This window comes from Arthrobacter sp. NPDC097144, from assembly GCF_044762205.1.
GTDB lineage: Bacteria > Actinomycetota > Actinomycetes > Actinomycetales > Micrococcaceae > Arthrobacter_B.
Genome location: NZ_JBIWDW010000002.1, coordinates 704,385 through 717,039, shown reverse-complemented (window position 1 = coordinate 717,039; position 12,655 = coordinate 704,385). Strand labels below are relative to the sequence as shown.

At 63.9% G+C, this 12,655-nt stretch carries 10 protein-coding genes; 2 read left to right on the top strand and 8 right to left on the bottom strand.

What is annotated here, in order from left to right; translation table 11 throughout:
- The 3 genes from ACIQXM_RS06915 to ACIQXM_RS06905 all read right to left on the bottom strand — a co-directional run.
- On the bottom strand, positions 1–704 hold a 704-nt coding region (locus tag ACIQXM_RS06915), incomplete at its 3' end, for a DUF222 domain-containing protein (protein WP_400929483.1).
- A gap of 530 nt (positions 705–1,234) precedes the next feature.
- On the bottom strand, positions 1,235–1,984 hold the full coding sequence (locus ACIQXM_RS06910; RefSeq protein ID WP_400929480.1) for an SDR family NAD(P)-dependent oxidoreductase: 750 nt from the start codon (positions 1,982–1,984) through the stop codon (positions 1,235–1,237).
- Positions 1,981–2,706: a TetR/AcrR family transcriptional regulator gene (locus ACIQXM_RS06905; protein WP_400929477.1), complete on the bottom strand. Its 726-nt coding sequence runs from the start codon at positions 2,704–2,706 to the stop codon at positions 1,981–1,983. The genes ACIQXM_RS06910 and ACIQXM_RS06905 overlap by 4 nt, the downstream gene beginning before the upstream one ends.
- Positions 2,707–2,951: 245 nt before the next feature.
- Here ACIQXM_RS06905 and ACIQXM_RS06900 point away from each other — a divergent pair, with 245 nt between their 5' ends.
- Both ACIQXM_RS06900 and ACIQXM_RS06895 read left to right on the top strand, forming a co-directional pair.
- Positions 2,952–5,363, top strand: coding sequence for a transglycosylase domain-containing protein (locus ACIQXM_RS06900; RefSeq protein ID WP_400929474.1), 2,412 nt, complete (start codon positions 2,952–2,954; stop codon positions 5,361–5,363).
- A gap of 270 nt (positions 5,364–5,633) precedes the next feature.
- Positions 5,634–5,900, top strand: coding sequence for a GlsB/YeaQ/YmgE family stress response membrane protein (locus ACIQXM_RS06895; RefSeq protein WP_400929471.1), 267 nt, complete (start codon positions 5,634–5,636; stop codon positions 5,898–5,900).
- Positions 5,901–6,163: 263 nt separating this feature from the next.
- Here the strand turns inward: ACIQXM_RS06895 and ACIQXM_RS06890 are convergent, their stop codons facing one another.
- The 5 genes from ACIQXM_RS06890 to araB all read right to left on the bottom strand — a co-directional run bounded on the left by ACIQXM_RS06890 (position 6,164) and on the right by araB (position 12,524).
- Entirely contained in the window at positions 6,164–7,177 is a 1,014-nt protein-coding gene (locus tag ACIQXM_RS06890; protein ID WP_400929468.1) for a LacI family DNA-binding transcriptional regulator, read from the bottom strand.
- A gap of 60 nt (positions 7,178–7,237) precedes the next feature.
- Entirely contained in the window at positions 7,238–8,494 is a 1,257-nt protein-coding gene (locus ACIQXM_RS06885) for an FAD-binding protein (RefSeq protein ID WP_400929465.1), read from the bottom strand.
- A 69-nt stretch (positions 8,495–8,563) separates the two neighbouring features.
- Positions 8,564–10,075, bottom strand: coding sequence for an L-arabinose isomerase (gene araA / locus ACIQXM_RS06880; RefSeq protein ID WP_400929462.1), 1,512 nt, complete (start codon positions 10,073–10,075; stop codon positions 8,564–8,566).
- 53 nt (positions 10,076–10,128) lie between these two features.
- A complete protein-coding gene (locus ACIQXM_RS06875) occupies positions 10,129–10,806 on the bottom strand; it encodes an L-ribulose-5-phosphate 4-epimerase (protein ID WP_400929459.1) in 678 nt (225 codons plus the stop codon).
- Positions 10,803–12,524, bottom strand: a complete 1,722-nt coding sequence (gene araB, locus ACIQXM_RS06870; RefSeq protein ID WP_400929456.1) for a ribulokinase — start codon at positions 12,522–12,524, stop codon at positions 10,803–10,805. Before araB ends, ACIQXM_RS06875 begins: the two co-directional genes overlap by 4 nt.
- Between the last annotated feature and the right edge of the window lie 131 nt (positions 12,525–12,655).

Sequence of the window (12,655 nt, the reverse complement as noted above, 5' to 3'; positions counted from 1 at the left end):
AGCAGGTCCGCGAGGATGTCGGCACGCAGCTGATCCACGGGGCGGGGGTCTCCGGCAGCCTGCTCACCCCGGGCCGCAACACTGAGCTGCGTATAAATCGCCTGTGCCTGCTGCGCCGGAAGGAACGCCGACAACCACGACATCCCGTCCGTCTCCGGCTGCAAACAGACCCGGCGGGTTTCAAACGCGCTCTGATGCCGGACCGGGATGCTCTCCGGATACCGGGTTTCCCGCAGCCGGCGGGCTTTGACCCGGAACTGCGCCAGAGTCAGACCCCCGTCATGCTGCCCGGCCGCAGTGAGTAAGTCCTTCTCGAACCCAGGCAGATCCGCGGAAGGAATGTTCTGGGACTGCTCCAACACGGTCTGCACCTGCCCGTAACCAACGGTTCCCGCTTCCAGATGCTGCAGGGTGGCCGTATGGGTATCACAGAGGGTACCGGCTTCAATCATGCGCATCTTCGCGGTGCCGGTGGGCAGATGCAGGATCGCTGCTGCTTCCTCCGCAGCGAGACTGAAAGCCAGACCCGGATCCAACTGCCGGCCTTCCTCCGATCCGGTTCCCGGCAGGAAACCATTCCGGAAAATCCCTTCCAGCCGGTTCAGGGCCCTGGCCTGCTGGGCCTGAGCCCACCGGACCAAGTGATCCAACCGGGCCAGAACCGCACCGGCTTCATCCTGGTCAAAGACCTCAACCCCCTGCAAAGCCAGGCTTCCGGTGAACCCATTCCGGCAGGACAGCAAGGAAGGAACACTCTCAACAGTGCCGGCCTCGGCGGCGTACACGGACAGGCTACGCCCCGGCGCCGTCGCACCATCGCCGCTTGCGCCCTTACCGGCAGAAGCGTTCCCTGAAGAAGATCCGTGCTGATCCATGTCAACAGGTTTTCACCCGCCACTGACATTCCCGACCCGAAAACAGCTCCGAAAGACCCAAAATCGGCCCTTTTCATACGGGCCGGATACCCGTCTTTTCCGAGCACTCCCAACAGCCGCCCCACCAACGCGCCGCCGGCCGCCCAACAGCCGCCCCACCAACGCGCCGCCGGCCATCCAGCCCTCCAACCGCAACGCAAGCAGCACTCCAGCCAAACCGGAGACCCCTCAGAGCAGGCGCATAAAAGGCAGCTGCCGGCGTCGTCGGCCTGTGCCGGATGCGCAATGCATCTCAGCTACGGCCACACGACACCGGCAGCTCTGTTCTCACCAACGCCCGGGGCACCCGGGCAGCGCCCTTAGTAGAGCTTGATGGTTCCGCCGTCGGCCATCAGCGTCTGGCCGGTCAGGTAACGGGATTCGTCGCTGGCCAGGAAGGCCACGATCGGGGCGATGTCAGTCTCCGGGTCGCCCAAACGCCCCAGGGGAACACCGTCAACAACTTCCTGGTACGCCTCGGGGTAGGCCTTGCTCCACTGGACAATGCCCGGAGTCAGAGCCACCGGGCTGACAACGTTGGCACGGATGCCGTCAGCGGCCCACTCGTTGGCAGCCGTGCGGGTGATGGCACGGATGGCTTCCTTGGCGGCGGCATAGGCAACCTGATTGGGCAGGCCCTTGATTCCGGCACCGGAGCCGAAGTTAATGATGCTGCCGCCGGTCTTCTTCAGTTCGGGGTGTGCCGCCTGCATCAGATACAGGGTGGCCATGGTTCCGGTGCCGAAGGACAGGTTCCAGATCTCCGGAGTGGTCTCCAGGATCGGAGCCTGCTTGGAAGCGTGCGCGTTGTTCACAAGGATGTTCAGGCCGCCGAAGCGTGCCACGGTTTCTGCCACGATTTCAGCAGCGCTCTCGGGCAGCGAAATGTCCTTGCGGATGAAGATGACTTCGCCCAGGTGCCCCAGGTCTGCGACGAGCTTGTCACCCTGCTCCTGGTCAATGTCCACAACCGCTACGTTGGCGCCTTCCGAAAGGAAGTGGCGAACGATGCCCTGGCCGATTCCGCCGGCACCGCCCGTGACAATGGCAGTCTTGTTGCTGAGTTTCACTGTTGTTCCTTCTCTAAGCCGGAATGCTTTCCTTGCTGCATCCGGGCGTTTTTCACAATGCGGTCCTCGATGCCGCGCAGAAAGCTGTCCACGGCAAAGTCCAGCGACTTGCGGGAGACGGGGTAGGTGATGCCGCGGCCGCGGAGCCGCGCGGCAAGGGTGTCCGGCGCAGCGGCGTCGTCCGCGTCCAGGGGTACGACGGCGTTGGGCCGGGTGGGGCGGTGGCGTCCGGGGCCGGGATTCGCAGCGAGGGCGAGGCTTGAGGTTCCAATCACGATGGCGGGAACGCTCAGGACACAGTCGAAGGACTCTTCGTCCGAGAGCCCGGCAGTGCTCAGTGTCTGGAGCAAAAACTCGAGGTCAGCGGTGGCAGCCATGTCCAGGAGCCTGCTGGGCCCCAGGACAATCTGCAGAAGCCAGGGGTGCTCAACAAACGCTTCCCATAATGCGTCAGCCAAATGCCGCAGCATCTCCTGCCAGGAGGCAGGAGCCGAAGGGAGGAGGACAAAGTCCCGGCCGGCCTCGGAAGCCATGGCGAGAAGGAGTGTTTCCCGATTCTCCACATGGCGGTACAACGCCATGGCGGAAACGCCAAGCGAGTCGGCTACGTGCCGCATGGAAACTGCTTCCAGCCCGTCCCGGTCAGCCAGGGCCACACCGCAGGCGGCGATGGCTGCAGCATTAAGCGGTCCGCGGCTGCGTTCTGGAGAAGACGGCGTCATGCGTACAGCGTATACCCGCGTGTTTACGTTGTACACACGTCGTCGATGTACGGATATGCCAGCCTCACCGCCTCGGTGGCCCGGAGGCCGGCAGGAGTGTGATCTTCTTCTCACGGGACCGAAGCGGCCGGTTCGTCCGGAACCAAGCGACACGCCCGGAGGTTAGCGAAATGTCGGAAAGGTTCTACCGTGCCGCGCGGCAGTCGTCAACACGCTTCCACAGAAACCCGTTGTATCTTGGTCGAATGCGAAAAAACAACTCCTCCATGCTGGGTAAACTCGGCACCTCCGGCCGGCTGGTGTTGTTTCTGGTGGTCAGTGCCTTCTGCGGAGCACTGGTGGCCGGCATCTTCATCCCCACAGCCGCCGTCGGTGCCAACGGTGCAAACCTCGTCATGGATTCCTTTGAGGATCTCCCGGATGAGCTTCAAACCGGTCCGCTGGATGAAGGGTCCAAGATCTTCTCGGCGGACGGCCAGCTGATCGCTACGTTCTATGCGGAAAACCGGATCCCGGTAACGCTGGACAAAATTTCTCCGTCCATGCAGGACGCCATCGTCGCGATTGAAGACAACCGTTTCTACGAGCACGGGGGAGTGGACGTCAAGGGCGTTGCCCGCGCCGTTGCGTCCAACCTGACCAAGGACAGCACCCAGGGTGCTTCCACTCTGACCATGCAGTACGTGAACAACGTGCTGATTGACCAGGGTGTCTCCGAAGGCAAGTCCGGCGATGACCTCACGATCAGCGGAACCAAGAACATCACGGACAAGATCCGCGAGGCGAAGTTGTCCTTCGCCGTCGAAAAGGAATTCACCAAGGACGAAATCCTGGAGCGCTACCTGAACATCGTGCTGTTCAGCGGCCGCACCTACGGCATCGAAGCGGCAGCCCAGAACTTCTTCGGCGTCCCCGCCGCCAATCTGAACATTGCCCAGTCGGCGATGCTGGCCGGCATGGTGCAGTCCCCGAACAACTTCAACCCGGTGACCAACCCCGAGGGCACCCGGGCCCGGCGGGACGTGGTCCTGGACGCCATGCTCAACTACGGGAAAATTACGCAGCAGGAGCACGACGACGCCGTCGCCTCCGATCTGCAGCTGAACCCGCAGCCCGCAGCACACTCGGGCTGCGTGGGCGCCGAAATGGCCGACTACTTCTGCAGCTACGTGGAACAGGTGGTTCTGTCTTCGGATGAGTTCGGCGCAGATGAGACAGCACGCGCCAAGCTGCTGGCACGCGGCGGACTGACCATTACCACCACCCTGGATTCAAGGCTCCAGAAGCAGGCACAGGAGCAGATCGAGGCGCAGGTCCCCACGGGTGACGCATCCGGAGCCGGTTCGGCGATGGTGTCGGTTGAACCGGGCACCGGAAAAATCCTGGCCATGGCCCAGAACACGGACTACTCCTCCGAAGAGGGTGCCGCAAACACGCAGCTGAACTTCAACGTTGACTCGGACATGGGCGGCACGTCCTACGGCTTCCAGCCGGGTTCCACCATGAAACCGTTCACCACCGTTGCATGGATTGAGAACGGCGGAAGCATTGACGACATCATTGATGCCTCCCGCACCCAGTACCCGGCAGGTTACGACTGGACAGCAAGCTGCCTGCCCGAAGACGCCTACTTCGATGAATGGAAGTTCAAGAATGCTCAGGAGGGCTACGAGCGCGACATGACCGTCGGCGACGGCCTTACCTGGTCCGTCAACACGGCCACTGTTGCCGAGGCCTCCCAGATGGACCTCTGCGACATTCGGGACGCCGCTACCCGCATGGGTGTTCACCGCGCCGTCGACGGCGAACCGCTGGAAGTCAACAATCCCTCCTTTGTCCTGGGCGGGCAGGAGGTCTCTCCGCTGACGATGGCCGCGGCCTATGCAACGTTTGCCAGCGGCGGCCAGTACTGCGAGCCGATAGCGCTCACCCAGGTCTCCGATTCGCGCGGCAACGCATACGCCGTTCCGGAACAGAAGTGTGAGCGGGCGATCTCCGAGGAGACTGCCAAAGAGGTGTCCGAGCCGCTTGAAAACCTGGTGAACAGCGGGCCCGGAGCCATGGGTCCGCTCGGGGTGCCCGCAGCAGCAAAGACCGGCACCACCGACGTGTCCGAGCAGACGTGGACCGTGGGTTACACCAAGGGCATCTCCACCGCGTCCTGGGTGGGCAACTGGAAGTCCTACTCCTCCCTGAACGACACGCCGATCAACGGTGTCACCCGCAGCTATGTGGACGGATCCACCATTGCCGGTGCGCAGTGGACTGAGTACATGCGCAAGGTGGCACCCCTGTATTCCACCGGCGAGCTGACGGATCCCAACCGGGTGTCGAAGCCGTCGCGGACGCCCCTGCGGCAATATGTTCCGCAGCCTGAGGCGCAGCAGCAGGTAAATCCGGCACCCGCACCGCAGGCCCAGCCGACTGTTGAGCCCAGCCAGGCTCCCACCAGTGAGCCTGCCCCGTCATCGGCTGCCCCGGCGCCGGAGCCCGCCCCGGAACCCGTTGTGCCGGCCCCCACGCAGGCGCCCGCTCCGGCACCGCCGACAGCAAACCCGGAACCGGCCCCTGCACCTGCGCCGGTGCCCGTTCCTACGCCTTCTCCTGCAGCGACTCCCGCCGCTCCTGCCGCGGGCGCTCCCGCCGCAGCGGGATAATCCGCCGGGACCTTACCGAGGCCGCTCCTGCACCTCGCACCAACCGCAAAAAATGCTCCGCACCTCTTTGGGTGCGGAGCATTTTGCCGTCCGGTTGCCACGGCCTGGACATGTCCGGGCAGCACAAAGTCCGCCGGGGCGAATTCCCTTGTCCCGGCTGCTCAGCATTGCCTCGGCTTCGAACCACACCCGCGGTACGCCTACGATGGGAAGGACACTTAGCACCCCGCCGGTTCCCTTTGGGGACCGGACCTTTCCAAGGAGTTCACTATGATCGGCTTTATCGTTGCAGGACTCGTCATTGGCGCGTTGGCGCGCCTCATCAAGCCCGGCAAGCAGAACCTGAGCCTCATCGCCACTCTGCTGCTCGGCTTGGTTGGCTCCGTCATCGGCGGCGTCATTGCAAATCTTCTGGGTACCGGAGATATCTTCGAGCTCAATATTCTCGGATTCATTGTTGCCGTTGTTGCGTCGATCCTGCTGATCGGCGTTGCTGAATCCATGTCCGGACGCGGCAAGGGCCAGGTCCGCCGCTAGTCAGCCAGCTGAGGCGGTTTCGGCGGCACCTGCTGCAACCGCCTCACTTTTTGAGTTGAAGGCTGCCCCGCAAGTGGTCACCGCCCGTTCCGCCTAAGCGTCCGTCCGGACATGGTTTCCGCCGGCGGCGGTTCTGGCCGCGGGTCACCCGTTTCAACCGCTTGCCAGCTGCCGTACGCGCAGGAACATCCGTACCGGCTTTTCGCCCGTCAGGGTGAACATCATGGCGTGCGGGTGGCGCAGGGCGGACTTCCGGCCGGAGATTAGCGAGAGACGGCCGTAGACTCGCGCTCCATCAGCCTGAACGTCGATTCCACCCGCCGGGGTCCGCCCACGGTGGTTCCCTTGATCCTGTCCATGAGCAGTTGCAGTGCGGTCTGCGCGATTTCAGCTCGACCGGGATCAACTGTGCTCAAGGTGGGCAGCGTGTAGCGGGTTTCATCCAGGTCATCGAAGCCGATCACTGCCACGTCCTGCGGCACCCGGAGGCCGGCGTCCTGCAGGACGCGCATTGCGCCCTGAGCGAGGGTGTCGTTGAACCCAAAGACGGCGTCGAACTCAACCCCCTTGTCCAGCAACTGGTGCATGGCTGCCGCCCCGTTCGACCGGTGCCACATCCACATAGAGGCAACACGTCCGGCGTCGTACGGCACACCGTGGGCGGCGAGTGCCTCTCGATAACCACGCAGGCGCAAGCCGGCCGTTCCGATCTCTTCGTTTTCATGAGCGCCGATCACGGCGATGCGTCGCCGTCCACGGGCGAGCAAATGCTCGGTAGCCGCGCGGGCGCCCTCCACATTCTGCATCACCACGTGGTCGCATCCCGCAGAAAAAATACGTTCCCCCAAGAGAACCAGGGGGACCGGGGCATTCACCCTCGGGGCGTCCTGCTCTCCCATGCCCAGCGGGCTAAAAATCAAACCGTCAGACATCCGCAGCCGCGGACTGGCGAGCATCTCCAGTTCCCGTTCCCGCACGCCTCCGGTCTGTTCCAGCAGGACAACCATCCCCAGCTCTTCAGCCGAGCTGATGATGGAGTCGGCGAGTTCCGCAAAGTAAGGCAGGCGGAGCTGGGGCACAGCCAGCGTGATTGCCCCGGTGTGCCCCGAGCGCAGGCTCCGTGCCGTCAAGTTGGGACGGTAACCCAGCTCGGCAATGGCGGCTTCTACTTTGGCGCGGGTGGCAGGACGGACGTGGGGGTGGCCGTTAATGACGTTAGAAACGGTCTTAAAGGAAACTCCGGCCCGCAGGGCCACATCGTGCAACGTGAGCGCCATGTTCTGATGATCTTTCTGTTGCCCGCCGCATGCTGTTCCAGACTGCGGGCGGCACCTGTGCTAATTAAAGAGCTTCCGGGACAGGAAACTATTGCCAAACTTACCCTGCGGATCCATCCGCCGGGCAAGGTCGGAAAAGTCCTCGAAGCGCGGATAGAGTTCCTGCAGCTGCGGCCGCTGAAGGGTGAACAGTTTCCCCCAGTGCGGCCGCGGCCGCAGCGGAGCAAGAGCTGTCTCCATGCGGGCCAGCAGGGCTTCGACCTCCGCCTGCATCGGCTTCCACGTGAAGTGGAACCCCACCGAATCCGGTCCGTAGTTGGTGCTCAGCCACAGGTCGTCGCCGGCCATGGTCCGGATTTCGCAAACCTGCAGCAGGGGAGCGATCTCCGCAGACATCCCGCGCAGAATTTCGATCCCCTCCACGGCCAGGCGCCGGCCCATGAGGTATTCGCTCTGGAGCTCATCTCCGTTGCTCGGCGTGAAGGCGAGCCGGAAGTGTGACAGGCGGTCCGACCACGGACCGGGCACGCCCATCTGCTGGGAGCAGTTCACAGCGCTGATGCCCGGCAGCGGATGCATGGGTTCCGTCGCGGCAGTCCCGCCGAAAAACTCCGGTTTCCCAAGATACGCCGGCTCAGCGTCCGTGCGGCTCTTGAGCCAAATCTGCGAGGCGTTCGGACCGGCCAGCGAGCTGAAGATGCTCACGCTGTAGGCTGCGGACGTAATGTCGCTGAAGTTCTCCTCCACAGCGCTCCACGGCACGTCGGTGAAGACGTCCTGGCGCACCTCGTAGGCCGGTTCAATATCGAGCGTGATCCGGGTAACGATGCCCAGTGCGCCGAGGGAGACCACCATGCCGTTGAAATCGGGGCTTGACCGGTCCACCCGCAGGAGCCCGCCCTCGGCGGTCACCAGTTCCAGCGCAGCCACCGCGGTGGCCAGGTTCCCGTTCCGGTTGCCGGATCCGTGGGTCGCCGTTGCGACGGCCCCTGCTACGGAAATGTGCGGCAGCGAGGCCAGATTGTGCAGGGCATAGCCGCGTTCGACGAGGAAACCGGCCAGATCCCCGTATCGGATGCCCGCGGGCACCGTCACGGTCATGGCAGCCTCATCCAGCACCGGAGCACCGTTGAGCTTCTCCAGGTTGACCATCAGGCCGGAGGAGTCCGCTATGTCATTGAACGAGTGCCGGGTGCCGACGGCCCGCACGGAAGGAGCTGCGGCCACCAGCGCCTGCAGTTCCTCCACAGTGGTGGGCTGTGCGATTTCCGCCGCGGAGTAGCGCAGGTTGCCGGCCCAGTTGTATTCCTCAAGCATTTTGATGCCCTTCATATGTGTAGGCCGGCAACCCGGACTGATGTAGCCGCTAAATAGGGTGTTGCAGGCCTAGAACCCCTGTGCCAGGCGGTAATACGCCTGGTTCAGCTTCAATTCGTTGACGAATGCGTTAGTGGTGGTGGACTCATCGATCATGGCCAGCTCCACATCGGCGATCTGTGCGAAATCCTCCCACACTTCCCGCCCCAGAGCCGTGGACATGACGGTATGGTGCGCGCCGCCGGCGGAGAGCCAGCACTCGGCGGAGGTCTCCAGATCGGGAGCCGGCTTCCAGACCGCACGGGCCACGGGCAGGTTGGGCAGGTCCTGCTCAGGAACCACGTTCTCCACCAGGTTGGCGGTGAGGCGGAACCGCTCGCGCATATCCGCCAGGGAAACGACGACGGCGGGGCCCGGGTCGGCGGTGAACACCAGGCGAACCGGGTCGTCCTTGCCGCCGATGCCGAGCGGGTGGATTTCCAGCGCAGGCTTGGAAGTGGTCAGGGACGGGCAGATTTCCAGCATATGGGCGCCGAGAATAACCTCGCTCCCGGGAACCAGGTTGTAGGTGTAGTCCTCCATCAGGGACGCTCCGCCGGGCAGGCCCTCACCCATTACCTTGGCAATGCGGACCAGGACGGCGGTCTTCCAGTCGCCCTCGGCGCCGAATCCGTAACCGTCGGCCATCAGGCGCTGCACGGCAAGGCCGGGAAGCTGCTGCAGGGCGCCCAGGTCCTCGAAGTTCGTGGTGAAGGCGCCAAAGCTGCCGCTCTCCAGGAAAGAGCGCAGCCCCAGCTCCTGGCGCGCGCCGTAGCGCAGGGACTTGTGGCGGCCGCCGTCGCGCCGGAGCTCGGGAACGACGTCGTACTTTTCTTCGTATTCGGCAACCAGGGCGTCGATGGCCTCTTCGGTCACGGCGTCCATGGCTTCGGCGAGCTCGTTTACGGACCAGGTGTTGACGGAAACCCCGAACTTCACCTCGGCCTCAGTCTTGTCACCCTCGGTGACGGCAACGTTGCGCATGTTGTCGCCGAAGCGGGCCAGTTTGAGGTTGCGGATTTCATGCCAGCCGGCTGCGGCACGCGCCCAGGAATCGATCTTGGCCTGAACGCGAGGGCTGGAGACGTGGCCTACGACTGTCTTGCGGCTGATGCCCAGGCGGGAGGCCATGTACGCGAACTCGCGGTCGCCGTGGGCGGCCTGGTTCAGGTTCATGAAGTCCATGTCGATGTCCGCCCACGGCAGCTCGACGTTGTGCTGGGTGTGCAGGTGCAGCAGCGGACGCTGCAGCTTGGTGAGGCCGCGGATCCACATTTTCGCGGGGGAGAAGGTATGCATCCAGGCGATGAGCCCAATGCAGGCCTCGGAGGAATTCGCCTCCAGGATGGTCTCCAGGATGGCGTCCGAGTCCTTGAGGACGGGCTTGAAGACAATGCGGTAGGGGACGGCGTCGGCGTCGTCCAGCTGACGGGCAATGTCGCCGGCCTGTTCGCGGACCTGGGCCAGGGTGTCTTCTCCGTAGAGTCCCTGGCTTCCGGTGAGGAACCAGATTTCGCGGGCGGGGGCAGTGCTGAGGGTCATGGGTACATCCTTTTCAGGCTGATCGTGCGGAGCGAAAGCGGGAAGCTGAGCAGTTATTTCTGGCCGTAGACGTTCTGGTAACGCTGGAACAGGTGGTCGATATCCGCCTGCGGGATCGGCAGCAGCTCACCGAGCTGGCGGCTGATGTGCACGGTGCGTGCCACTTCTTCACAGAGGACGGCGGACTTCACGGCGGAGCGGGCGTCCTTGCCGATCGTGAACACGCCGTGATTTTGCATCAGGATGGCGGTGGAGCGGTGCCCGTCCAGGACTTCGACAATGCCGCGGCCAATGGAATCGTCACCGATCAGGGCGAACGGACCCACGGGGATCTCTCCGCCAAACTCGTCGGCCATCATGGTCAACACGCAGGGAATGGCTTCGCCGCGGGCGGCCCAGGCAGTGGCGTAGGTGGAGTGGGTATGGACCACACCGTTGACTTCGGGCATGTGCCGGTACACGTAGGCGTGGGCGTCGGTGTCCGACGACGGCGAGCCGCCGCCGTCGACCGCGGTGCCGAACAGATCGGTGAGCACCATGTTCTCGGGGGTGAGGTCGTCGTAGGAAACGCCGGAGGGCTTGATGACCATCAGGTCCCGGCCCGGGACGCGGGCGGAAATGTTGCCGGCGGTCCACACCACCAGTTCATTGCGGGTCAGTTCGGCGTGCAGGTCGCTGACCTGGCGGCGGAGCTGGTCGACAGTGCCGAGGACGTCGGAAGTGAGAGTCACAGTGCCGGTTCCATTTCTTCAGTGTTGTCAGCGGGCGCTGCGGAACGCCCGGCGGATGAGGCGCGCTGGATGGCCTTAAGCCGGTGCATCACGTCATTGGCGCCGCGGCCAAAGTAGTCATGCAGCGTCTTGTATTCCTTGAAGAGGGCGTCATAGGCCTGAACGTTTTCGGGGATGGGCTGGTAGACCCCGCGGCGAACCCGGCCCATGGCGGCAGCGGCGGTCCGGACATCCGGGTAGGCTCCGGCGGCAACTGCGGCGTGGATGGCGGAACCGAGGGCCGGTCCCTGCTGAGAGTCGATGACGGACAGCGGCAGGTTGATGACATCGGAGTAGATCTGCATCAGCAGGGGGTTTTTCAGCAGGCCGCCGGCCACCACGAATTCCGTCACCGGAACACCACTGGCGTTGAAAGCTTCAATAATGGTGCGGGTGCCGAAGGCGGTGGCTTCCAGCAGGGCCCGGTACATGTCCTGCGGCCGGGTGGCCAGGGTCTGGCCGACAAAAACGCCGGACAACTCATGGTCCACGAGCACGGAGCGGTTGCCGCTGTGCCAGTCCAGCGCCACCAGCCCGTGCTGGCCGATGGCCTGGGCGGAAGCCAGTTCGGTCAGGTACTCGTGGACACCGAGGCCGGCTTCAGCTGCGGCTTCCACGTACCGCGGCGGAACGCAGTTGTTCACGAACCAGCCGAAGATGTCGCCAACTCCGCTCTGTCCGGCTTCGTAGCCCCACAGTCCCTCCACAATGCCGCCCTGTACCGCGCCGCACATGCCGGGCACCTCGGAGAGTTCCTCGGCGTTCATGACGTGGCAGGTTGAGGTGCCCATGATGGCAACCATCTGGCCGGGCTGGACGGCGTTGGCTGCAGGGGCAGTGACGTGCGCGTCAACGTTGCCCACCGCAATGGCGATGCCAGCGGGCAGGCCCGTCCATTCCGCGGCGCGGGGGGACAGCGTGCCGGCGGCAGAGCCGAGCTGGCCGATGGTGTGGTCCAGCTTGTCGCTCACAAATCCTGCGAAGTCCGGATTCAGGGCGGCAAGGTATTCCTCGGACGGATAGGTCCCATCCTGGTAGATGCCCTTGTAGCCGGCGGTGCAGGCATTGCGCACGTAGGTGTCGGTCAGCTGCCAGACAATCCAGTCGGCTGCTTCCACCCAGTGGTCCATGGCGGCGTAAACCTCGGGGTCTTCCTCGAGGATCTGCAGGCCCTTGGCAAATTCCCATTCCGAGGAAATGAGTCCGCCGTAGCGACCCAGCCAGGTTTCACCCCGCTCTTCGGCGAGGGCGTTGATGCGCACGGCCTGCCCCTGGGCGGCGTGGTGGCGCCAGAGCTTCACGAAGGCGTGCGGCCGGGTGGCGAATTCGGGGAGTTCATTGAGCGGGGTTCCGTCTGCTTTCACCGGAACCATGGTGCAGGCGGTGAAGTCGGTGGCGAGGCCGATGACGTCTGCCGGATTGATGCCCGCAGAGCGCAGCGCTTCCGGGACGGCCTTCTGCAGCACCTCAACGTAGTCCTGCGGAACCTGCAGCGCCCAGTCCGGCGGCAGCAGGGTATCGGAGCCGGGCAGGGTCTCGGTCACAACGGCATGAGGGTACTCATGGACTGCGGAGCCAAGCTCCGCGCCGTCGGAAACCCGTACCACCACGGCACGCCCGGAAAGAGTGCCGTAGTCCACCCCAATCACGTACTGCTCCTGTGGCTGGATGCTGGTCATGGTGCCTCCTGCCGCGGCTGGCCGCGGAAATCGTCTTTGATGGTGTTAGCGCTAACAATTAGATGTGTGTTGAGTCTCATTGTCAAGAGAGGCCGTTTCGATCCTCAAACCGCGAGATGCCAGTAAGTGCA